The sequence below is a fragment of the Janthinobacterium aestuarii genome, assembly GCF_051380835.1.
In the GTDB taxonomy this organism is placed as follows: domain Bacteria; phylum Pseudomonadota; class Gammaproteobacteria; order Burkholderiales; family Burkholderiaceae_D; genus Janthinobacterium; species Janthinobacterium aestuarii.
This window is the reverse complement of record NZ_JBNYXU010000004.1, coordinates 423926-446944: the sequence shown is the minus strand read 5'-3', so window position 1 is coordinate 446944 and position 23019 is coordinate 423926. Positions and strand designations below refer to the sequence as shown.

The 23019-nt window shown below is 64.1% G+C and carries 21 protein-coding genes; 4 read left to right on the top strand and 17 right to left on the bottom strand.

Translation table 11 applies throughout. From position 1 onward, the window contains the following. The first annotated feature begins 80 nt into the window (after positions 1-80). Entirely contained in the window at positions 81-1952 is a 1872-nt protein-coding gene (locus ACQ4WO_RS14360; protein WP_436482032.1) for a transthyretin-like family protein, read from the top strand. A gap of 6 nt (positions 1953-1958) precedes the next feature. Here the strand turns inward: ACQ4WO_RS14360 and ACQ4WO_RS14355 are convergent, their stop codons facing one another. The 3 genes from ACQ4WO_RS14355 to ACQ4WO_RS14345 all read right to left on the bottom strand — a co-directional run bounded on the left by ACQ4WO_RS14355 (position 1959) and on the right by ACQ4WO_RS14345 (position 6307). Then, on the bottom strand, positions 1959-3122 hold the full coding sequence (locus tag ACQ4WO_RS14355; protein WP_436482031.1) for an acetyltransferase domain-containing protein: 1164 nt from the start codon (positions 3120-3122) through the stop codon (positions 1959-1961). Positions 3123-3230: 108 nt separating this feature from the next. Further along, positions 3231-5333, bottom strand: a complete 2103-nt coding sequence (locus tag ACQ4WO_RS14350) for a TonB-dependent siderophore receptor (RefSeq protein WP_436482030.1) — start codon at positions 5331-5333, stop codon at positions 3231-3233. 53 nt (positions 5334-5386) lie between these two features. Then, the gene (locus ACQ4WO_RS14345) at positions 5387-6307 is read right to left on the bottom strand and encodes a LysR family transcriptional regulator (protein ID WP_436482029.1); all 921 of its coding nucleotides are present in this window, start codon (positions 6305-6307) and stop codon (positions 5387-5389) included. 119 nt (positions 6308-6426) lie between these two features. Between ACQ4WO_RS14345 and ACQ4WO_RS14340 the strand changes: the two genes are divergently transcribed. Beyond that, positions 6427-7413: a zinc-dependent alcohol dehydrogenase family protein gene (locus tag ACQ4WO_RS14340; protein ID WP_436482028.1), complete on the top strand. Its 987-nt coding sequence runs from the start codon at positions 6427-6429 to the stop codon at positions 7411-7413. A gap of 71 nt (positions 7414-7484) precedes the next feature. Continuing rightward, positions 7485-7808 (top strand): tetratricopeptide repeat protein, encoded by a 324-nt coding sequence (locus ACQ4WO_RS14335; RefSeq protein WP_436482027.1) that lies wholly within the window; start codon positions 7485-7487, stop codon positions 7806-7808. Positions 7809-7813: 5 nt separating this feature from the next. On the opposite strand, the gene bla is transcribed toward ACQ4WO_RS14335, so the two are convergent. From bla to ACQ4WO_RS14275, 12 genes are all read right to left on the bottom strand, one after another. Then, on the bottom strand, positions 7814-8776 hold the full coding sequence (bla, locus tag ACQ4WO_RS14330; protein WP_436482026.1) for a subclass B3 metallo-beta-lactamase: 963 nt from the start codon (positions 8774-8776) through the stop codon (positions 7814-7816). A gap of 57 nt (positions 8777-8833) precedes the next feature. Continuing rightward, on the bottom strand, positions 8834-10591 hold the full coding sequence (locus ACQ4WO_RS14325) for a M56 family metallopeptidase (protein ID WP_436482025.1): 1758 nt from the start codon (positions 10589-10591) through the stop codon (positions 8834-8836). Beyond that, the gene (locus ACQ4WO_RS14320; RefSeq protein WP_151094525.1) at positions 10588-10980 is read right to left on the bottom strand and encodes a BlaI/MecI/CopY family transcriptional regulator; all 393 of its coding nucleotides are present in this window, start codon (positions 10978-10980) and stop codon (positions 10588-10590) included. The genes ACQ4WO_RS14325 and ACQ4WO_RS14320 overlap by 4 nt, the downstream gene beginning before the upstream one ends. A gap of 61 nt (positions 10981-11041) precedes the next feature. Continuing rightward, entirely contained in the window at positions 11042-12562 is a 1521-nt protein-coding gene (locus tag ACQ4WO_RS14315) for a hypothetical protein (protein ID WP_436482024.1), read from the bottom strand. 73 nt (positions 12563-12635) lie between these two features. After that, positions 12636-13982 (bottom strand): DUF3422 family protein, encoded by a 1347-nt coding sequence (locus tag ACQ4WO_RS14310; RefSeq protein WP_128139682.1) that lies wholly within the window; start codon positions 13980-13982, stop codon positions 12636-12638. A gap of 99 nt (positions 13983-14081) precedes the next feature. Beyond that, on the bottom strand, positions 14082-15290 hold the full coding sequence (locus ACQ4WO_RS14305; protein WP_436482023.1) for a multidrug effflux MFS transporter: 1209 nt from the start codon (positions 15288-15290) through the stop codon (positions 14082-14084). Beyond that, positions 15287-15949 carry a CerR family C-terminal domain-containing protein gene (locus ACQ4WO_RS14300; RefSeq protein ID WP_436482022.1) on the bottom strand — a complete coding sequence of 221 codons (663 nt, stop codon included), beginning with the start codon at positions 15947-15949 and terminating at the stop codon, positions 15287-15289. The genes ACQ4WO_RS14305 and ACQ4WO_RS14300 overlap by 4 nt, the downstream gene beginning before the upstream one ends. A 121-nt stretch (positions 15950-16070) precedes the next feature. Then, on the bottom strand, positions 16071-16541 hold the full coding sequence (locus tag ACQ4WO_RS14295; protein WP_436482021.1) for a copper chaperone PCu(A)C: 471 nt from the start codon (positions 16539-16541) through the stop codon (positions 16071-16073). Positions 16542-16560: 19 nt separating this feature from the next. After that, on the bottom strand, positions 16561-17157 hold the full coding sequence (locus ACQ4WO_RS14290) for an SCO family protein (RefSeq protein ID WP_223279117.1): 597 nt from the start codon (positions 17155-17157) through the stop codon (positions 16561-16563). Between the two features lie 62 nt (positions 17158-17219). Further along, positions 17220-17606 (bottom strand): DUF2946 domain-containing protein, encoded by a 387-nt coding sequence (locus tag ACQ4WO_RS14285; protein ID WP_436482020.1) that lies wholly within the window; start codon positions 17604-17606, stop codon positions 17220-17222. Positions 17607-17641: 35 nt separating this feature from the next. After that, a complete protein-coding gene (locus ACQ4WO_RS14280; protein ID WP_436482019.1) occupies positions 17642-18235 on the bottom strand; it encodes a helix-turn-helix domain-containing protein in 594 nt (197 codons plus the stop codon). A 62-nt stretch (positions 18236-18297) separates the two neighbouring features. Further along, entirely contained in the window at positions 18298-18969 is a 672-nt protein-coding gene (locus ACQ4WO_RS14275; protein ID WP_436482018.1) for a Crp/Fnr family transcriptional regulator, read from the bottom strand. Between the two features lie 144 nt (positions 18970-19113). Here ACQ4WO_RS14275 and ACQ4WO_RS14270 point away from each other — a divergent pair, with 144 nt between their 5' ends. After that, positions 19114-20748: an acyl-CoA synthetase gene (locus ACQ4WO_RS14270; RefSeq protein ID WP_436482017.1), complete on the top strand. Its 1635-nt coding sequence runs from the start codon at positions 19114-19116 to the stop codon at positions 20746-20748. A 4-nt stretch (positions 20749-20752) separates the two neighbouring features. Here ACQ4WO_RS14270 and ACQ4WO_RS14265 read toward each other — a convergent pair whose 3' ends face one another. Further along, entirely contained in the window at positions 20753-22183 is a 1431-nt protein-coding gene (locus tag ACQ4WO_RS14265; protein WP_436482015.1) for an MFS transporter, read from the bottom strand. Positions 22184-22245: 62 nt separating this feature from the next. Then, positions 22246-22962, bottom strand: coding sequence for a ribonuclease T2 family protein (locus tag ACQ4WO_RS14260; RefSeq protein WP_436482013.1), 717 nt, complete (start codon positions 22960-22962; stop codon positions 22246-22248). Between the last annotated feature and the right edge of the window lie 57 nt (positions 22963-23019).

The following is a 23019-nucleotide window of genomic DNA, read 5'->3' as shown; positions in this document are numbered from 1 at the left end:
CGACCGCTGCTCATTTGCTAGCTTGGTAACAGCGCCGCCATTCCGGGCGGCGCGCCGTCCACATCAGCAAGGGAGCCATCATGGCCTATATCCTGCGGGGCAAGCTATGCGGCTTGATCTGTGCCGAGTGTCCTGAAGCCTTGTCTCACGTCATCGTGCGCCTGTACCGGCCGCGCGAGTCGCAAAACGTCACGGCCCTGGCCATGGCCAGCGCCAAGGAAACCTTCGCCATCCTCACGGAAGAAGAGGTGCAGGCGAAAGCACCGTTCCTGCTGGCCGAAGCGCGCACGGACGAGGACGGCAACTACAATTTCACCTTGGCAGGCGATTATCAGGGCGAGGCGGTCGAAGTCGATATCCTGTGCCCTACCGTGCCGCAGTTGAAACCGGGGCCGAAAGACCCCGTGCCGCTGCAGTTTTCCATCACCACCATCCAGCCCCGCTGGCGCCAGGCAGAGAACGACTTCCTCGCCATCTGGGACTATTGCCTGCCGCAACGCTTCTGGTGCCTCGTGCGCGCCCGCTTCGGCGCCTGGACCATCTGCGGCCGCCTGCGCACCTGCGACGCTCCCCACGCGCCGATCGCCGGCGCCACCGTGCGGGCATTCGACGCCGACTGGCTGCAGGACGATGCGCTCGGCGTCGCGGTGACGGACGCCAGCGGGCGCTTCCGCATCGATTACCTGACGTCGGACTTCACGCTCACGCCCTTTTCTCCGTTCATCAACGTGGAATTCGCCAGCGGACCCGACGTGTATTTCACGGCGCAGCTGGGTAGCGTCACCATCCTGTCGGAAACGCAGGCCAACGGCCGCCAGCCGGGGCGCGAAAACGTGGGTCACTGTTTCTGCGTGGAATTGTGCTCGAAAGAAGTCTTGCCGCCCGACGTGGAAGGCGTGCCCCACTGGCAGCAGGTGGAAATCTTCGACATCCACCCGTTTCCCTCGCTGGCCGGCTTTTCCGCGCAAGGCTATGCGGGCGGCGCCGGCGCCTCGTATGTGTTCGCCGGCGGCGTGACATTGAAAGGCAATTGCCCGCTGCGCAACAGCGTCATTCCCGCCAACCCGCTCGAATACCGCTTCCTGATCGGCGAATGGTCCTGGCCCGGCGGCAGCGACGACCCGGCCGCCATCCCCTCGGTGGCGCCCGCCAGCCTGGCGCCGTTGACGCAAATCCTCGGCACGCATGTCGGCTATGTGTTTTATACGAACGGGCTGGGCCTCGGCGATTCGGCGCCCGTCATCATCGATGCGGGCGATTTGAAGCCGGGCGGCTGGATACGGGTGGACGGCAAGCCCGTCACCGTGGACATGCGCGACGGCACGACGGCCATCGTCAACGTGGCGCCCAACATCTTCCTGCGCACGTTTGACTTGCTGACCGTGAATACGCCGGCCATCACGAGCCTGCATCCGGCCAAGCTGCCGGGCGGTTTGCCCATCCTCGACGCGGGCCGCAGCCTGACGGCGGCCGAGAGCGAACCGATACGCCGCTATCGCCTGGGCTTCGAAGTGCGCGACGGCGTCAGCATGGCCCTCGTGGCCACGGACGGGCTCGATTCCATCGTCTTCGACAACTCGCCCGTCATCGTGGCGCTGGACCTGGAAGAGCTGCGCAGCAATGCCTGCAACCCCATCGCGGGCGGCCTCGTGCATATCCTGTACACGATAGACCACCCGCATCTGCGCTTTTTCAATGTCACGATTTCCAACAACAACGGCATCACGCACCCGCCGCCACCGCTGCCAGCCGCCAGCTTCACGCCGCCACCACCGTCCAGCAATTATCTGTTCCGTGGCGGCGCGGGCGGGCTTCACCTGTCGGGCAACAATGGCGGCTTCCCCGTCAACGTGGCGCTCGATCCGCCGTGCGCCTACCGGGTGGCCATCGGTTGGCAGACGCGGCATTACCTGGCGTCGCCGCACAGCATTGACCGCCTCTACTGCAAATAGGCGAGCTTAGAAGTAGCGCACCCAGGCCTGCTTCGACGTGCGCTTGTAATTGGCGAACGCGCGGCAAGGAAAGTACAACACGGGCATCAGAGCCAGCGCGATCAGCCACACTTGCCAGATGTGCTCGACGCCATAGCGGGCGCCGTGATTGGAGCCCAGCACGGCCGTCAAGGTAGTGCCGATGAGCAGCAGCAGGTACAGGTGCAGCAGATAGTAGAACATGGGCGCGCCGCCAAAGGTGGCGCAAGCGCGCGTGAACCAGTTATCGACGCTTTCCAGCCAGGCCATGCCCAGCAAGCCCAGGCCCAGAGTGAACAGCAGGAAGTCCAGCGACGGCGGATACTTGGTGAAGTTCAGCACGCTCATGGCCGTGCGCAAGGCCGTGTCGCCGGCCACCCACGGCAGGTTTTCACCGTAAATATTGAAGCCGCGCAGCACGGCCAGCAGCAGCAAGCTGCCGCCGCCCAGCGCCAGCAGCAGGCGACGACGCCGGTCGGCAGACAATCCCCGTGCATACAGGGGCCCGGCCGCATAGCCGAGCACGATGACGCCTATCCATGGCAGCAGCGGATAACTGACCTTGATCTTCATGGCGCCATCGGCGACCAGATAACCGCGTTGCAGCAGCACCGTCAGCAGATAGTAGCCAAGGCTGCCCTCTTCCGCGTGCAGCCAGGTAAACAAATGCTGTCCCGCGATGATCGCCACGCCCAGCACGAGCAGCACTTTCAGCGGCAGCTTGTGCAGCACGGCCAGCGCCATCATGGCCAGGCCGATGACCCAGATCACCTGCAGATACAGGATCGCCGGCGTGAAAGTGCCCATCCAGGCAAAGTTGACGAACACCAGTTCAAGCACCACCAGCAACAAGCCCCGCTTGAACAAAAAGCCGCTGGCGCTGCGCGGACCGGCGGCCGGATGCGCATACAGCCAGGCCGACAAACCCGTCAAAAAGACGAACATGGGCGCGCACACGTGGGCCGCCAGGCGCGTGAAGAACAGGGCCGGGTCGACGTGGGCAGCATCCATCGGGTCGCCCACCTGGTGGTGCAGGAACACCGTTTCGCGCACATGGTCGAACAGCATGATCAGCATGACGAGGCCGCGCATGACGTCGATGACGGCGATGCGGGCGCGCAGGGTGGCGGGGGAAGTCAGGGAAGCAGTCATTTATTCATTTTTAATGTAAGGGTAAGAGTAGCGTGCGTACCCCAACGGCAGAAACTGGGGTCGGACCTTAAGGTCCGCCCCCCAGCACTTTGCTGTTGGGTAAATACATCAAAACCTGTAATGCGCATTCAACGTCACCGTACGCTCCGCCCCCGGCGCCACCCACAGCTGGCTATAGGAACTCGCATAATAGCTGCGGTTGAACAGGTTTTCCACGTTCAGGGCCAGGCGCAGTTTGGGGTTCGGCGAGTACGATGCCAGCAGTTTGGCCGTCGTATAGGCCGGCAAGGTAAATTTGCTGCTGACGGCCACGTCGCCCGGGCGCTCGCCCACGTATTGCACGCCGCCGCCCACGCTGGCCGTGCCCGTGCCCAGCGCGAATTGCTGCGTGGCCAGCAGATTGGCGCTATGGCGCGGCACGTTGGCGAAGCGGCTGCCCGTTACGATCGTATTGTCGCCGCGCGTGACGGTGGCGTTGGTGTAGGCATAGGCGCCCGAGACGCGCAAGCCGCGCGCCACTTCGCCCGATACGTCGAGCTCCAGTCCCCGGCTGCCCACCTCGCCCGCCGCGATGGCGAAGTCCGTGTTGGCGGGATTGGTCGTCAGCACATTGCTCTTGCGGATGTCGTACACGGCCACGGTACCCGTCAGCTTGCCCGTTTCCAGCTTGGCGCCCAGCTCATACGAGCGGCTGCGCTCGGCCGGGAACGCCTGGTTGGCTATGCTGATGCCGCTGTTGGGCCGGAAACCCTTGGCCGCGCTCGCATACAGCGACCACGCTTTCGACGGCTGGTAGACGAGGCCAGCGCGGGGGCTGGTAGCCGACAGCGACTGGCGGTTGCTCACGTGCAGGCGATTGTTCGTCACGTCCTGCGTGTAGCTATCGTGGCGCACGCCGACCAGCGCCTTCCATTGCGCGCCCAGGTCGATCTGGTCCTGCGCATACAGGCCGCGCGCCCTCTGCCCTTCCTGCGTATCGATGGACAGGGCCAGCGGATCGGCCTTGCCGCCGTACACGGGATTGAAAATATCGATGGCATAGGCATTCGCGGCCGAGGGATTGCGGCGCAGCTGCACCCGGTGGTCGTCGAAATGATAGGCGTCGACGCCGGCCAGCACCTCGTGCGCCAGCGCGCCCGTCCTGAACTTGCCCAGCACCTCCACGCGGGCGGAGACGTCGGTGGCCGAGAAATCGCGGTGGCGGCGCTGGCGGTTCAAGGTGCGGCCATCGGCCAGCAGCCTGTTCGCCTCGGTCGAATAACCGCGCAATTCGCTGTCGCGGTAGGAAGCGCCCGCCTGCACCGTCCAGGCGTCGGAAAGCGCGTGGTGAATGAACAGCTGCTGCCCCAGCGACTTGACCGTCATGGGCCCGTCGCCCGCCTCGCCCAGGAAGCGCGACACTGGCACCGCCCCCAGCCTGCCATTCACGGCGACGACGCCGCGGTCGAATGGCGCGCGCTGCCGCACGGCTTCGATTTCATACGACACGGTCGTGTGCTCGCCCAGCAGCCAGAGGAAGGAGGGAGAAAACAGGCTGCGCTCGACTTTCACCGTATCGCGGAAGCTGTGCCCCTCTTCATGCGCCGCGTTCAGGCGGTAGGCGATGGTGCCGCTCAAGGGTCCCGTCAAGTCGACGGCGGCGCGGCGCGTCTGGAAACTGCCGAGCGAGACATCGGCACTGGCTTCGGGCGCGAACTTCGGCTTTTTCGTCGTGATGTTCACCGTGCCGCCCGGCTCGCCCCGACCGTACAGGGCCGACGCGGGGCCTTTCAGCACTTCCACGGCCTGTGTATTGCCGCCGTCGCGCATGCCGTTGTAGCCGCGGCTGGAACTGAACCCGTTGACCATGTAGTCGGAGCCGAAATTCGGGTCGCCCGTGAAGCCGCGCATGGCGTAGCTGTCCCACAGGCCGCCCAGCGGGCTTTGTTTTGCAATGCCGCTGGCCAGGTCCAGCGCGCCAGCCAAAGTCGTCACGCCCGCGTCGCGCAGCAGGTCGCCAGTCAGCACGCGCACGCTTTGCGGCAAGTCCATCAGCAAGGCATCCGTCTTGGTGGCGCCCGTGGCGGACAAACTGCGGTAATGCTGGCGCTCTGCCTTGACGGTGACGACGTCCTGCGCGTCGGGTTGGTCGGCGGCAGGTTCGGCGGCCAGCGCCAGGGGGCTGGCGGCGGCCAGCAAAAGCGCCACGGGGCGGCGTAAAAACACGGACATGGGATTCCTGAAATGGGCAATTCAATGCAATAGGCTTGCATTATAATTGATAATCAATTCTCATTAAAGTCTTCATCAAACATCTGCGCCAAAAACTCCACGAACACTTGCACCTTGGCCGCGCGCAGCTGGCGCGGGTGGAACAGCGCCCACAGGTCCGGCCCGCGCGTGCGGAACGGTTGCAGCACGGGCACGAGGCTGCCCTCACGCAGCGGCTGCTGTACGGAAACGGACAGCGCCTGGACGATGCCGCAGCCGGCCTGGGCGGCGGCAATCATCGACTCGATATGGTCGAAGGCCAAGGCGGCCGGCGGCGTGTGCGCATATGCCGCATCGCCCTTCTCTCCCGCCTCGGCCTGGAACAGCCAGGGCCGCACCTGGCGCGATTTCGGATACAGGAAATGCAGGCAGGCAAACTGGGCCAGCTCCTGCGGCGTGCGCGGCAGGCCGTGCCGGGCAACAAAGGCGGGCGAGGCGCAGCACAGGTAATCCATGTTCAGCAGGCTGCGCGCGACCAGTGACGAATCCTGCGGTTCGCCGATGCGCAACATCACGTCGATGCCCTCTTCCACCATGTCGACCAGGCGGTCGCTGACGGTCAGGCGCAGGGAAATGTCGGGATAAGCGGCCATAAAGCGGGGCAAGGCGGGCGCCACCAGGTTGCGGCTGATGCTGCTGGGCATATCCACGCGCAAGCTGCCCGAGGGTTTCCCTGCCGCTTGTTCAAGACTGGTCTCCAGCGCCGCCATATCGGCCAGCATCTGGCGCGCCTGTGCGTGGCATTGCTGGCCTTCGGCCGTCAGCGACATGCTGCGCGTGGTGCGCTGCAAGAGCCGTACGCCAAAGTGTTTTTCCAGCGCCGCCACCTGGTTCGTCACGGACGAGGTCGAAATACCGAGGCGCTGCGCCGCCTTGCTGAAACCGCCCGCCTCGACCACGGCGCAAAACACCTGCATCGCTTCCAGCCTGTCCATGCATTCCCCTCCTGTTTGACTATGATTATCCACGATATCGAAATAGTGCATGGGGCCGCGTCCCGTTTTTCTTTGTGCCGGCCCCGCCTAGACTGGGGCATCAACCACAGGAGAACCCCATGCAAGCCCTCGTCCTCACCACCTTTGCCACCCCCATGAGCATCGAAAACGTTCCCGTGCCGCAGCCCGGCCCCGGGCAAGTCCTCGTGCGCATCGCCGCCAGCGGCGTCAATCCGCTCGACACGAAAATCGCGGCCGGCGCCGCCCCGCACGCCCGGCCCCGCCTGCCCGCCATCCTCGGCATCGATGTGGCCGGCACAGTGGCGGCCGTCGGCGATGGCGTGACGACTTTTCATAGTGGAGAAACAGTGTATGGCATGGCCGGCGGCATCGGCGGCATCCAGGGCTCGCTGGCCGAGTACGGCGTCTTCGATGCAGCCCTGCTGGCGCCCGTGCCGCTTGGGCTGAGCATGCGCGAAGCGGCCGCCCTGCCCCTCGTCTTCATCACGGCCTGGGAAGGGCTGGTCGACCGCGCCCACGTGAAGGCGGGCGACAGCGTGCTCGTGCATGGCGGCGTGGGCGGCGTGGGCCACATGGCCGTGCAGCTCGCCGTCGCCCTTGGCGCCACGGTGTATGCCACGGGCAGCGCCGCCAGCCGCGATGCCATCGAAGCGCTGGGCGCCCGTTTCATCGATTACCGGACCAGCACGGTGGACGACTACGTGGCCGAACATACTGGCGGCGCCGGCTTCGACATCGTCTACGACACGGTGGGCGGCGGCACCCTCGACGCCAGCTTCCAGGCGGCACGCCTCTACGGCGGCCACGTCGTCAGCTGCCTGGGCTGGGGCACGTTCGCGCTGAGCCCGCTGACGGCGCGCGCGGCGACGTACTCGGGCGTGTTCACCCTGCTGCCCCTGTTGAGCGGTGAACATCACGCGCGCCATGGCGCCATCTTGCGCGAAGCCAACAAGTTAATCGAGGCTGGCAAGCTGCAGGTGCGGCTCGATCCACGCCGCTTTACCTTGCACACGGCGCACGATGCGCACGCGGCGCAAATCGACGGCAGCGCGCGCGGCAAGCTCGTGGTGGAGGTGCAGGATTGAACGCGGGCTTGTTACTTGCAAGCGGAAACGTTAATATGCAAGAATAAACTTGCATATTAACGGGACTCTTGATGCGTGAAAATCTGGAAAAACGGCTGGCGCAGGGGCGCGACAACGCGCTGCTGCGCTTTGGCCTGGGAGATGCCTGCCTGAAAGACCATGACGCCGAGCAAGCGGCCCTGCATCTGGCGCAAGCCACCGTGCAACAGCCCGGCTATTCCGCCGCCTGGAAACTGCTGGGCAAGGCCTTGCACCAGCTGGGCCGCCTGGACGAAGCGCAGGCCGCGTGGACCACCGGCGTGACAGTGGCCCAGCAGCAAGGCGACTTGCAAGCCGTCAAGGAAATGACAGTGTTCCTGAAACGCCTGCACAAACAGCGCCAGACGGCAGAGTAAAAAAATTAATGCACATGCGCGGTGCCCTTGGCATCGAGAGGCGCCGCTTCGCCCCGCTCTTTCGCCAAGCGCTTGGCCAGCAAGCCGCCCGCTTCGGCCGCATAGGCGCGGCAGGCGTTGGCGTCGATCAGGGGATTGTCCGAGCCGCTGCGCCTGGCGGCCTTGCCCAGCACGTCCGTCGTGCCCGGATGCACGGGGATGATGATGTCGCATGGCAAGGCAGCCACCTTGGCGATGCTCGCTTCGAACGAGGCCGAAATATCGGGCGTGCCGCCTTTGCCCGCGCCTTTGCCCGTATAGCGGAAATCGCCGCTCGCATATGGGTTCAGGCTATCCGCATACACGACGTCCAGGCAGCGCTGGCCTTCGCACGACGTCCACGTCCACGTCGTGCCGCCGGGGGTGTGGCCCGGCGTCATGTGGGCCGTCAGGGCCAACGGTCCCAGCTTGACGGTATCGCCCTCGGCCACCACGCCGACCTTGCTCACCTTCGCCACATGCACGACAGGATTGGCCTGGTACTGCGGATCGTCCTTGCCATTGGTGCCGCTTTGCAGCACCGGGGCGGCGGCCGCGCTGGCCATCACGGTGGCGCCGCTGGCCCGCTGCAGCGCGGCGATGCCGCCCGCATGGTCCCAATGGGCGTGGGAGTTGAGGATGTATTTCACATCTTCGATACGAAAGCCCAGCGCCTTGATGTTCGCCACGATCAGGGGCGCCGATTGCGGCAGCGCGCCGTCGAGCAGGATATGGCCCTGCGGACTCGTCACCAGCACGGCGGATAGCCCACCCGTGCCCACATACCAGGTATTGCCAAAGACATTGAATGGCTTGACGGGCGCGTTCCATTCCTTGCAATTGTCGCAATTAACCGGCTTATCCTGCACAGTCGCCGGCGTCTTCGCCTGCACCGTACCAGCCGCCATGGTCGCAACCGTAGCCAGCATCAACTTCGCCAATAGTGTCATCTTCATCTCCAGAGTGTAAAAAAGAAGGGCGCCCGCACTGGCGCGCCCGGGGGGGTATCAATACATGCGGCCGGTCCTGTCGGCCAGAGTGTCGCGGATGTGTCCGGCGTCAAGCGAGCGCCGCTGCGCACCGTCGGCGTCCAGCAGTACGACGGTGACGTGCTTGCCGCCGCTGCGCATGCGCATGCTCAGGCAGCTGCCCGCCTCGTGGCTGCTGCCCGTCTTGGACAGCACAATGTCCCAGCCCTTGCCACCGACCAGCGGGTTGGTGTTGTGCAAGGTGCGAGTCTTGCCATTGACGGCCACGCTCGCTTGCGGATGGCTGGTGATGCGCGCAATGTCCGGATAGCGCGCGGCGGCCGCGACGATCTTCGCCACCTCGCTGGCCGTGGACGTATTCGCCGGCGAACTGCCGACGGGGTCCAGCAAGGTGGTGTGGCGCAAGCCCAGGCTGCGGATCTTCGCCTGCAAGGCCTGGTGAAACGCCGCGCTGCCGCCAGGATAGGTGCGCGCCAGCGCGGCGGCGGCGCGGTTTTCGGATGGCAGCAGCGCCAGTTGCAACAGCGCGCCGCGCGACACGGCCGCGCCATCGGCCAGCAGGCTGTGGCGCTGCAAGGACACATCGCCGTCGGCGCGCACGATGCGCAGCTGTTCATCGGGGTCGAGGCCCGCATCGAGCACCACCATGGCCGTCATCAGCTTGGTGATCGAGGCGATGGGCACGACGGCGTCCGCGTCTTTTGCCATCAATACCTTGCCGCTGGCGTCATCGAACACCAGCATGTGTTTGGCGCTGACGGGCAAGTCCAGCATGCCGACGGCGGCTGCGGCCAGGGTCGCCCCGCTGACGGCAGGCTTGCCCTGCGTCTGCAGCAGCAAGGTGGCGCAGGCCAGCAGCAAGGCGGGCACGGCCATCTTCCAGCTGCCGGTATCAAGGCCGGGTGTCATCAAGCGTTCGATGCGTGTGAGCAATGCCCCGCCCCGGGCCGACATCAGCAGGCCGGCATGCTGCGGCGCGGCAGTGTGCAAGGACAGCGCATGCAGCGCCGTGGCCAGCTGCTGCGGATCTTGCAGCGCTTGCGCGGCCAGGGCATCGGCCACCTGTTCGCGCTCGGCCCGCATGCGCGCCGACAGCCACCAGACAACGGGGTGAAAAAACAGCAGCGCCTCGGCCACGCTTTGCAGCAGGTTGACCAGGTAATCCCAGCGCCGCACGTGGGCCAGTTCATGTGCCAGCAGCGCTTCGAGCAAGGCGACGGGCATGCCGCTCAGCAAGGCGGCCGGCAGCAGGATGACGGGGCGCCAGAAGCCCACGGTCACGGGGCTGGACAGGCCCGCATGCAGCTTCAGCGGCGGCCGCCGTTGCAAGCCCATGCGCTGCGCCAGCGCATCGAGGCGCGCCTGCCAGACGGCCGGGGCCGCCACTGCCTGGCGGCGCAGCTTGCCGACCCACGCCAGACCCAGGCACAGGCGCAAGCTCATCAGGCCAACGCCAGCGCTCCAGGCCAGCACCAGGGCCGGCATCCACGCTTGCAGCGCGGCGCGCCAGGCAGGCGGCGCGGCCATCGGCAACTGGGCCAGTGATGTGCCCGACAGCAGAGACAACAGGTGGAGCGAGGGAATACCCAGGCACAGCAGCAGCGCCAGCGCGCAGACGGCGTAGCGCCAGCGCGCGCTGGCGTGGCGCAGCAACCACAGCAATACGGCGGAAACGGCGCCGACGATCACGCCCTGCCAGACGAAATACAGCAAGACCCAGCCCAGCGCAGGGACAAGCTTGCCCAACTCAATGCCCAAGCCCATGTCCAGGTTCATGGCGCGCCGCCATCCTTGCTGCGCAGGATTTTTTCAATTTCCAAGCGTTCCGCGTCGCTCACGTGTTCGCGCAGCGCCGTCAGCACGAGCGCCTTGCCGGAACCGGAAAACACCTTGCCGATCAAGTCCTTGAGCAAGCTGGTCTGTAACTTTTCCTGCGCTTCGACGGCAGCATACAGTTGCGGACGCTGGCTTTCATCGCGGCTCAGCAAGCCCTTGCCATGCATCAGCTGCAACTGGCGCAGCACGGTGGCGTAACTGGCGTCGGCACGCTCGGCGGCCAGGGCGTCATACACGGTGCGGGCGTCGGACGGGCCGCGCTGCCACAAGATGCGCAGCAGGTCCAGTTCGGCGGCCGTGGGATGGGGAGTGGAGGTATTTTTTAACATGCCGCCAGAATACCGATTCTAGAACTCAATGTCTAGAACTTTTTTTCTAGTTCGTGAAAAACTAAAATTCGCGCGAGCGGTCGAACAAGTCCAGCAAGGCCGTCTCATCGACGAGCGCCGCACCCTGCCCGCCCAGTTGCTGCCGCAGCTGTGCCAGCAGTTCCGCCAGCACCGAGTAGATTTCCTCGCGCTCGACCGTCTCGATGATGCTTGCCCGCCGCTCGATCTTGTTGAATGCATCGACATAGGCGGCGACCATCGCCTCCAGCGCGGCAGCGGCCGCCGTCGCGTCCATGGCGGCATCGATGCCGCGCGTCACGGCCAGCATGTTCTTGTAGGCCAGCGCCGCCTTTTTTGCATACGCAGGAGAAATATGTTCGCGGCCATCCCAGTCGCGGAAGGGGTTGAGCAGGTTGTCCGCCAGCCATTCCGGCTTGCGCGCCTTGGACACCGACAAGTCCAGCCCCAGCGCCGCCGCCCTCTTGTAGCCGGTCTTGATGGCCTTGGCCACATCAGCAGGCAAGCTGGTCAGCCACAAGGCCGATAGCTGCGGCAATTGCGTGGCCGATGGGAATTCCTCCGCCGTGTAACCGAACAGGTCATAGGCGGTGAACATCCGCAGCTGGCTCAGCTGCGCCAGGCTGGCCATCTGCGACGCCAGCCCCGGTTTGCCCCAGATGCGCAAGGCCGTCAGATGGGGAAAGCGCCGCGCCACTTGCGCCAGGTCAACTTCCTTCATGCTGACCAGCGACAGGCCGCCCAGCTGGCCGAGGCCGTGGAACGGCGCCAGCGTCTGCGTGCACTGCAGTGTCAGATGGCGGCCATCGGCGCCATCGTCGATGCGCAGCGCCGGCGATGGCGCGCCGCGCAACGCGAGCAAGCTCAAGCCTTCGTTCAAGACCAGGCTGGTAACGCCATCGGGCTGCAGGATCAAACGGCTCAAGCCGCTGCCGCTGAAATCGAGCGCATGCACCGTCGATGATTGCCACTGCAGCTCATTGATGAAGGGATTGCCCTGGATAAACTCCATCAAGTCTTGCGTGCCTTCGCTGGTCTCGATGGACATCAGGCAAGGCAGTTGTTCCAGCTCGGATATGTCGCCCAGCGCCTGCAAGACGCTGTCATTGATTTTCGTCGCGTCCTGCCGGAAGACCTGACCGCCGAGCGTCACTTCACGCTCGTCCGACGCAGCCTTGAATTGCTGGCGCCGCAGCGGATCGATGCGCTCCCAGTTGCGCTGGCGCAGCACGCTGTCGCCCACGTTCCAGCCGCTGCGGTAGCTGTTGACTTCCACATCGACCAGCGGCGCGATATTGCCCACGAGGGTATGGCCAGGCGGCACGTTTGCCGTGGCATAGCAGTGGTCGTGGCGATTATTCCAAAAGAAATAATCGCACAGCAGCGGCCGCATGGCTTGCACGGCCGCCGCATCGGGCAAGGCGTCGCCGGTCCAGTCCAGCTCCAGCACGGCAGCTACGGGCCTGGACGAGGAAGCATCCTTGATGCGGGTGACCTGGCAAGCCACATACTGCTGCAGCTCGGACGAAAACACACTATAAACATCGCCAACATTCGGTAGCACGCAACTTCCTTTCAAAACACCTGACGGTCAAATGTTGAAAGATAGCAAATATGACAGCGCAGCGTCGTCCTGTTCAGTCCGCGTGCAGCTTGTGGTGCATGCGCCGCAGGCCCAGCCAGACGGCGGCCGCCACGAACGGCACCAGGGCGCCGACGAGGATTTCCGGATTCACGGGCAGTCCCATCACCTTGGCCGCCTTGCCCGTGTAGCTGAACAGGCCGATCACGTAATACGAGATCGCCGCCACGGACAAGCCTTCCACGGCTTGCTGCAAGCGCAGCTGCTGCGCCGCGCGCGCGTTCATCGATTGCAGGATTTGCCGGTTCTGCAATTCCTGCACGATGCCCACGCGCGTGCGCAGCAAGTCATTCGTATTGGCAATGCGCTGCGCCATCGCTTCCTGGCGGCTGGCCATCGCTTCGCACGTGTTCATCGCCGGTGTCAGGCGGCGGTCCATGAATTCCTCGACCGTCGGGATGCCTTCGATGCGTACTTCGCGCAACTCGTCGATGCGCGCCTTGACGAGACCCATGTAGGCTTTCGAGGCGGAAAAACGGTAGCTATTGTCGAGTGACAGCTTTTCAATGCGGGCGGCCAGGCGCGTGATGCGGTCGAGCAAGCCTTGCTCGGAGACACCGTCGTCCGTCTTTGCCAGGCCCGGTGCGTCGTCCGTGTCGACCATGGCGGCGGCCAGGGTGGCCAGCTCATTTTCGATGGCGTTCAACGATGGCGCCGCCTGCATGGCGTAGGGCAGGCCCAGCAAGGCCATCATGCGATAGGTTTCGATTTCCAGCACGCGCTGCACGAGGCGGCCCGACTGCTGCGAACGCATGCCCGCATCGCGGATGACGAAACGGCTGAAACCATCGGACTGGATCGTGAAATCCGTCCACAATTCGCCGCCCTGCAGCACCTTGCTGCCGGCCAGAGTATTACCCTCGAACACGCGCGACAAGCCCTGCATGAAGATCTCGGCAGGCTCGGTCGCCTGCTCGAGCACCACGTGGGCGGCCACCATCAGCTTGCCCTTCAAACCCACCAGCCATTGCTGCGGCAATTGCTCCAGGGGCATGCGCTCGAACGCCTGTTCCAGAGGCAAGGCGGCACCAGGATGCTCGGCGAAGGTAAACGTGGCAAATTCCGTGTGGCATTCCCATTTCAGGCGGAAGCGGCCAAAGTCGTAATAAAAATACTTGGCTTCGGCAGCGGGCGGCGTGACGCCGAAATGCGTGCACAGGGCCGCCAAGGTGGCGTGCTGGGCCGCCATATTCGACGCACCGGGCGCCGCGCTGTCATCTTTATACACGGCCAGATGAGTGATCAGCTCGGGGGCGTCGAGCTGCAAAAACGGCCGCGAGTGGATTTCCGCAGCCAGCGGCACGCGCAAGGCGTGGTTCAAACTGGAGTTAATCAGGTGCATGAGAGCCAAAGGTAAAGTTGCAAAACTGCTTAGACCCTTGCGGGTCTGATTGTCACAGTGTAACAAAGCAGGAAGCATGCCTACCTTTTCAAACCTCGATCATGCCGTTTTAACAACCCCAGTCGCACCGAGCGCCGCGGTCTGGCGCGTGCCCAGCCACCAGAAAAACGCGGCCAGCGCCACGGCCGAGGCTTGCCCCAGCGCCAGCTTGAATGCGCTGTCGAACAGCAATGGTGCGACAAAACCGGACACCAGCGCAAACACCAGCATTTGCACGAAGTTTTGCAAGGAGGCGGCCAGGCCCCGCATCTGCGGGAATATGTCGAGCGTCGACATGGTCATGCCCGGCAAGGCCAGCGACATGCCGAACGCGTACAGCATTACGGGCACGACGGCGAACGGGATGCTGGCCGCGAACCAGTGGTTGTAAGCAATATTGAGCGCGCCCGTGGCCGCCATGGCCAGCAAGCCCCAGCGCACCAGCACGGTGCTTTTCACCGCGTGGGCCAGCTTGCCCGACAGCGCCGAGCCGCCCACCAGGCCCGCCACCATGGGGATGAACATCCAGCCGAACGCCGTTTCCGGCAGGCGCAGCAGTTCCAAAATAAAATGCGGTGCCGACGCGATGTACAGGGCGAAGCCGCCAAAGGCGAAAGCGACGGACAGCGAACGCAAGAGGAAAGCCCGGTGGCGCAAGGCCAGCCAGTAATTGCGCGCGATGTTGCCCGGATGAAAAGGCTGGCGCTGTTCGACGGCCAAACTTTCCGGCAAGCCTTTCAGGCAGGCCAGCAACAGCAGCACGGTGACGGAAAAGGTGAACACGAACGTCGATTGCCAGCCGTAGGCCACATGCAGCCAGCCGCCGATGATGGGGGCGATGGCGGGCGCGATGCCGAACACCATCATGATATTGGCCAGCATCTTTTGCGCGGCCGCGCCCGACAGGCTGTCGCGCACGATGGCTTGGCCGATGACCCTGCCCGCCCCCGCCGAGGCGCCCTGCATGCCGCGGAAGAACAGCAGCCAGCCAAAGCTGGGCGCAAACGCGGCGCCGATGGAGCCGGCCGCAAAGATCAGCAGGGAAGCGAGGATCACGGGACGGCGGCCAAACGAATCGGACAAGGTGCCGTAGAACAAGGTCATGAAGGCATACGCGGCCAGGTAGACGCTCAGGGTCTGCTGCACCAGCACGCTGCTGACGTCGAAATGCGTGCCGATCGCGGGGAACGACGGCAAGAAGGTATCGGTGGCGAACGGGCCCAGCATGGCCAGCCCGGCCAGCACGAGGGTCAGGTTTCTCGTCTTCATGCGACCGCCTGCGCAGGATGTTGGCGGCGCAAGCCGTCGAGGGCCGCCAGCGAAAACGCGGCGACATGCCGGGCGATATCGGCGATACCCGCCGCGTCATAGGTGATTTCAGGTACCACCAGCTCATGCACGATGCGCGAACGGGCATAAAACACCACCTGGCCAATCACGCTGAACACGCATTTCTGCACCACGTCGTCGGGCATGGCCGGCCCCACCACGCCACGGATCAGGCGAGTGAACAGCGCATGCTGCGGCCGCACATTGCGCTCGGCCAGCTTGTGGATGGCCGCCGTCGGCTCGATCAGTTCGCGCGCCACCAGGCGGCTGAACAGGGATGCGGAACCGGAGCGCAGCATGTCGGAGACGAGCGCCTCGATAGCCAGACGCAACTGTTCCACGGGCGGCAGCTGCGCCTGCGCACTGGCGGCGGCCACGTCCGCAGCCGAGGCGCGCGCCAGTTCGCGCGCATCGTCGAAGGCGGCCAGATACAGCTCTTCCTTGCCATGAAAGTAATAATTGACCATCGCCACGTTGACGCGGGCCGCCTCGCAGATCCTGCGCACGGACGCGAGCTTGTAGCCCTCATCGGCAAACAGCTGGACCGCCGCCTGCAGGATGCGCGTGCGCGCCGGTTCGCTTTCCTTGTCTTGCGTCATGCCATTCCCATCGTTTAAACAGCTGTTTAATATTGTGCGAAATTATATCAAACAACCGTTTAACTTTCAGGCGGGCGCAAAAAAGCCCGGCGAACCGGGCTTCTGGCCAGAATGATGGCGATCAGTGCTTCATCGCCGGCATCGGAGCCGAGGCGGTGCCCAGCGGACGGGCCACGGCATTGACTTCGATGGTTTCACGGCGCTTGTCCTCGCCTTCGACGACGAGGGTCAGCGGGATCTTGTCGCCCGCCTTTACCTGTCCTTTGAGTTCCAGCAGCATGACGTGGTAGCCGCCCGGCTTCAGCTCGACGGCCTTGCCGGCTGGCAAAGCGATTTCCTTGACCTGGCGCATGCGCATCATATTGTCCGCCATGCTCATTTCATGGATTTCCGCCACGCCGGCCACGGGCGAGCGCACTTCCAGCAAACGCATGGCTTTCGGCGCCGTGATCTGCATGAAGGCGCCCGTGGCTTTTTGCTGCGGCACGGTGGCGCGCACCCACGGGTCGGTGATCTGCACGGAGGTCTGGGCAGCGGCGGAGAAGGACAGCACGGCCAGGGCCGTGGCCAGCAGGGTTTTCAAATGGGTCATGATTATTTCCTCGCAATGGTTATAAGGTGTATTTCGATTTCATCAGGGTCTTGATGTCCTGCACGCACTCGTCGCCCGTCAACTGGTGCTTCAAGCCCAGGCGCATGCGCCCCTCGGTGTCGAGCACATAGCTGATGGCCGTGTGGTCCATCGTGTACGAACTGCCGCTGGGCACGCGGCGGTAGAAAACCTTGTAATTGAAGGCCGTCTGCGCCGTCGCCTGCGGGTCCGTGCGCAAGCCGAGGAAGCTGGGGTCGAAGGCGCGCATGTACTCGCCCAGCAACTCTGGTGTATCGCGTTCGGGGTCGATGCTGATGAAGATCACTTGCAGCTTATCCGCGTCCGGCCCCAGCTTCTGGCGGATTTCCAGCGCGCGCGACAGGGCTGTCGGGCACACGTCCGGACATTGCGTGAAGCCAAAGAAGACCATCACATACTTGCCCTTGAAGTCGGCCAGGGTATACACCTTGCCGTCGGGGCCGCTCAATTTGAAGTCGGGCTTGTAATCGCCTCCCGTCAAGTCGAGGCCGTTGTAATGGGGTTTCGGCGCTTGTTCGCAAGCGGCAAGCGTGAGCAATCCCGCCGTGCCGGCGAGAAGGAAAAGACGACGTTTCATGGCATTCTGGCCCGATGGGCGTAGTGGAGACAGTTAAGACGTGGAAGGCGTGACTGGTAAGTTCAGGCAGCCGAAGGGGGACCGCGCGGGCTGGCGGCCAGCCACGCGAACGGGGCTCGCGGCGCCTGGTAAAACAAGGGCGGATAGTCGTCGTGGCCCGTGATGACGGGCAGCGGCGATGAAGACGGCGGCGGCAGGCCCACGCTGCCCGCATGGCTGATGCAGAATGGGCAATGCTCGATGTGGTGCAGCACGGAACCGGTGGTGGATGTGGCGGCAGGCGCCAGATCGGCCTGCGTGTAGACGGCGCCGCTGGCCGAGCAGATGTCGACGGCGGCATTGTTCGCGTTCGCATGCTGCGAGGCAAACGCATATGACAGGGACGGCGACAGCGCATTGAGCAGTATCGCCAGGCAGGCGAACCACATGTGCCACTGTTTGCGCTTCAATAAATATCCCATGGTCCGATTATAACGGAGTCTGGCTATCCGGGCGCCTGGCCGCGCAGGAACAGGCTGGGGCGCACCCCGGCCACGTCCACGCAGGCGTCGCAAAACGCGGGGATCGAGGCAAAACCGGAGCCGGCCGCTACTTGCGCCAGGTCGCGCTCGCCATCTTCGCCATCGGCGCCCGCTTGCGCCGCCGTGTGCAGCGCATGCGCCAGGCGCTGCTCGCGCACCAGGCTGAGCAATGCCTCGCCTTCGGCAAACAGGCGCGCGCGGGCCTTGTGCGGCGTCACTTGCCACAGGGTGGCCAGTCGCGCCGCCGTCCATTTGCCTTGCGGCGTATCAAAGATATGCTGTGCCAGCGCCTGGCTCCAGCGCTTGCCGCCGCCGTGGCCGCCATCAGGCTCATCGTCTTCCAGCGCCAGGGTGAACACGGCCGGTTTGCCCCGCCCCGGCATCACGTCGCAGGCAAAGCGCAAGAAGGCGGGCACGACGAAACTGTCGCCGCTGGCCAGTTTCTTGGTCGTGATTTCATTATGCAAGGTCACGTAACCCTGGCGCACGGTGACGCGCAGCCGGAGCGGAAAGCGCAAGCCCAGCAAGTGCAAGGGATGATCGGAAACGAGGGCCATGCGTCAAGTCAATATGGTGAACGAGCCGCCAGCATGCCACACATCGCGCGTCCGGTCTGTCATCACAGCGACGCTACGCCATAACGGCGCAAGCCGTCGAGGTCGACGACGCGGATCGACTGATAGGCAATGCTGATGAGTTTCAATTCGGCCAGATGGCCGAGCGCCTGGTTCACGCGCTGGCGGGAAATGCCGGTCAGCAAGCCGATTTCTTCCTGTGACAGCTCAAGCACGCTGGAGGTGCGCGGATATAACATGGGGTGGAACAGCTGCGCGATGGCTTGCGCCACTTGCGCGTCGACGGCCAGCAGGCGCTGGTTCTGGATGGTGGCGATGAATTGCCCCATGCGTTCGTTCAGCTGGCGGATGACGAAGGCGTTAAAGGAGAGGCTCTCGGCCAGCAGCAGATGGAACATATCCACCGGCACGAGGAGGATGCTCGACGCACGCACGGCCACCACGTCGTAGCGGCGCAGTTCGCGCTTGAGCACGCTGCCCTCGCCGCACCAGCCGCCGGCCGGCACGCCGGAAAACGTGGCGCCGCGCCCATCGGCGTTGTAGACGGCCAGCTTGATCAAGCCCGTGTGCACGCCGATCCAGTGCGCGGACGGTTCGCCGCGCCGCGTGATGACGGCGCCCGCTTCGTAATGCCGGAGCACGCTGCCGGCACGCAACAGGGTCTGATGCCGGACATCGAGGACCGCGAACCAGTCGTGGCTGTCGAGTTCGGGCATCGCACGTTCTACACTATCGTTGCTATCCATTCCATCCTTCAGACCTGTCACTAAGATGACAGTGATTTTCCAGCACCGGTGCTATGCTAACCGGTATCAATCCCGAAACAGGGAGCTACAAGATTCTTTTACCAGGAGACAAGCATGACAGCTGATTTCAACACCGGCCTCGGCAAAAACAGCGCCAACTACGCCGCCCTCACCCCGCTCGACTATATCGCCAGGGCAGCCGCAGTATATGGCAATCGCCTGGCAATTGCACATGGCAGCCTGCGCCAGACGTGGCGCGAGACGTATGCGCGCACGCGCCGCCTGGCCTCCGGCCTCATCAAGCTGGGCGTGGGCACGGGCGATACGGTGGCCGTGATGTTGCCGAACACGCCCGCCATGGTGGAAGCGAGCTTTGGCGTCCCCATGGCCGGCGCCGTCCTCAATGCCCTGAACATCCGCCTCGACCTGGCCTCATTGACCTTCATGCTGCGCCATGGCCAGGCGAAAGTCTTGCTGGCCGACACGGAATTTGCGGAACTGGCGCGCCAGATGGCGGCGCAGATTCCCGGCTTGCGCGTGATCCAGGTCAACGACGTGCTGGGGCCCGAAGTGGAACCATTTGCCGAGCTCGACTATGAAAGCTTGCTGGCCAGCGGCGACCCCGATTACGACTGGCAGCCGCCGGCGGACGAGTGGGACGCCATTGCATTGAACTACACGTCCGGCACCACGGGCGATCCGAAAGGTGTCGTCTACCACCACCGTGGCGCGGCCCTCAACGCCCTGTCGAACATCCTGGAATGGGACATGCCCAAGCACGCCGTGTATCTGTGGACCTTGCCGATGTTCCACTGCAATGGCTGGTGCTTCCCGTGGACCGTGGCTGCGCGCGCCGGCGTGAACGTGTGCCTGCGCAAGTTCGAACCGAAGCTCGTGTTCGACCTGATGCGCGAATTGCGCATCACCCACTATTGCGCCGCACCCATCGTGCACGCGGCCCTGGCCAACGCACCGGCCAACTGGCGCGAGGGCATAGCCTGGACCGTGCGCGGCATGGTGGCCGGTGCGCCGCCGCCAGCGGCCATGGTGGCAAAGATCGAAGCCATGGGCTTTGACTTGATCCACTCGTATGGTTTGACGGAAGTGTATGGCCCGGCCGCCATCTGCGCGGAGCAGGACGAGTGGGCGGCCTTGAGCCAGGAAGAGCGCGCCGTATTGAAATCGCGCCAGGGCGTGCGCTACCACTTGCAAAGCGCCGTGGCCGTGCTCGATCCGGAAACGATGGAGCCCGTGGCGGCCGATGGCGAACAGATCGGCGAGATCATGTTCCGTGGCAACATCTGCATGAAGGGCTATCTGAAAAATGAAAAGGCGACGCTGGAAGCGTTCGCCGGCGGCTGGTTCCACACGGGCGACCTCGGCGTCATGTATCCGGACGGCTATATCAAGCTGAAGGACCGCAGCAAGGACATCATCATTTCCGGCGGAGAAAATATTTCCAGCGTGGAAGTGGAAGATGCGCTCTACCACCACCCGCAAGTGCTGGCCGCCGCCGTCATCGCCCAGCCGGACGAGAAATGGGGCGAGACGCCGTGCGCCTTCGTCGAACTGCGCGAGGGCGGCACGGTAACGGAAGCGGAATTGATCGCCTTTTGCAAGAACAACCTGGCCGGTTTCAAGGTGCCGAAAGCCATTTATTTCGGTCCCCTGCCCCGCACGTCGACGGGCAAGATCCAGAAGTTCGAACTGCGCAAGCGCATGCAGTCGGACAAGGCCATCGACGTCTAGGCGCTTAACTGCCTTTGCCTTGCAGCCACGCCGGCTGCGCCACCACGAGGCGCGAGAAGCTGGCGATGCTGGCCACGGCGGCGAACCCTGCCGCCAGGCACAGCGCATACGTTGTGCCCCGGCTGGCCGAGACCGTAAAGCAATACGCGACCAGCGCCGCACCCGTGGCTTGCCCGATCAGACGCGACGTGGCCACCACGCCGCTGGCGCCGCCGGCCCGTTCGGGCGGCGCGCTGCCCATGATGGCTTTCAGATTGGGCGCCTGAAAAAAGCCGAAGCCGATGCCGCACAAGGCCATGCGCCAGCCGATGTCGAACACGCTGGGGTGGGCCGGTATCCACACCAGAGTCAGCAAGCCGCCAGCCAGCGCCGCCAGGCCGATGCCGCCCAGCACGCCCGGCGAATACCGGTCGCTCAGGCGCCCGGCCAAAGGCGCCATCACGGCCACCAGCACGGCCCATGGCGTCATCAGGAAGCCCGTCTCGACGGGTGAACGGCCCAGTGTCACTTCAAAATAGAATGGCAGCGAGACAAAGGCCAGCCCCTGCGCGGCAAACGTGCAGATGGCCGTCAGCGACGACAGCAAAAACAATGGACGGCGAAACAGGTCGATCGGCAGCATGGGCGCCGCATGCCCCGCCTGGCGGCGCAGCAGCAAGACAAAGAAGACCGCCACGGCCACCAGTTCCGGCAGCAAGGTCGACAGGGCCGCGTGATGGGCCGCATCGCCAAACAACAGGATCAGCAAGCCAAAGGCGCCCACGTTGTACAGCGCCGTGCGCGCATCGAGCGTGTGGCCAGACAACTTGGTGGCCGGCAGCATGCGGCTGGCCAGGAAAAAACCGGCCACGCCCAGCGGCACATTGATGGCGAACAGCCACGGCCACGAGGCCGTCGCCAGGATCAGCGACGCGGCCGTTGGCCCGATGGCGAACGCGACGGCCACCACCAGCGCATTGTTGCCAAACGCGCGACCCAGCAAATGTTTCGGATACAGGGCGCGCAGCAGCGCCGTGTTGACGCTCATCATGGCGCTGGCGCCGACGCCTTGAAACAGCCGCGCCACCACCAGCGATGGCAAGGACCAGGCCAGTGCGCAGGCGAGCGAGGCCAAGGTAAACAAGAACATGCCGGAGATAAACACGCGCCGGTAGCCGGCGATTTCGCCGAGTGCGGAGAACGGCAGCAAGGTCGCCACCATGGCCAGCTGGTACACGTTCACGATCCAGACGGAGGCGGCCGGCGTCGTGTGCAGCTCGCTGGCGATGGCCGGCAAGGCCGTATTGGCGATCGCCGTATCGAGCGAGGCCATGCCCACGCCGATGGCCAGCGCCAGCATGGCCCATAAACGGGCGCCGGGCGGCAAGCCGTCCTCGCCTACCATGACGGCTTGCGTGTGCCGCTGCCTAGTCTGCTGCATAAACGACCTATTCATCTTGCTGATCCGGGCAATACACTAGCATGGATGGGCGGACTCTGCCGGGCAGGCAAGGTCCATCACTTCTGGCAATCGATGACCTTGAAATCTTTCGAATAACAGATGCGCAATTCGCCCGAATGCTTTTCATAGCCGAGCCAGCGGCCTTTCAGCTGCGGGTTATGCTGCTTCATCCACTGGAACAGCTCATTCTTTGGCATGGTGGAATCAGGCAACTTCAAGGCCTGGAACAGTTCGCGTTCCTTCTCGAAATATTCCTTCGCCGTATCGAAATCGCAGGCGCCATGCTTTTCCCATTCGCCCTGCAGCAAGGCTTCGCCCGGCTGCATGCACATGTAGGGCAGGATGTCGGACGGCGCCAGTTTCGGCAAATTGCCCTTGCAATAGCGCGGATGCATGTCCGTCTTGCGCGGCGGCGTCACGGAAATGTCTTCGCACGTGGCGGGATTGTTCGACTGCGCCCACAGCCCATGCACGATCCAGCCGAACTGGTTGCTCTCGGCGCACTGGAAGGCGGCTTTTTTCGACACGGCGCCACGGCGGCGCTGGCTGTCGCAAAAGCCTGGCGACCACGACAGCGCCAGCATGAAGTAATCGGTGGGCACGTTGGTGCTTTGCTTGTAGCACGTGTTTTTCTCGTCCGACGGCTTGACGTCGTAATCGTAGTAACTGACGTTGCGGGGAATGGCGCAGCTGGCATCAGCCGCATGGACGGCGCCAGTGGACAGGCTGAGGAAAACGGCGGCCAGCGCGGGCAGGACAGAGTGAATTTTCATCATATTCCTTCAGGATATAAAAACGCCGGCAACTGGGTGCCGGCGCGGTATCAGTCA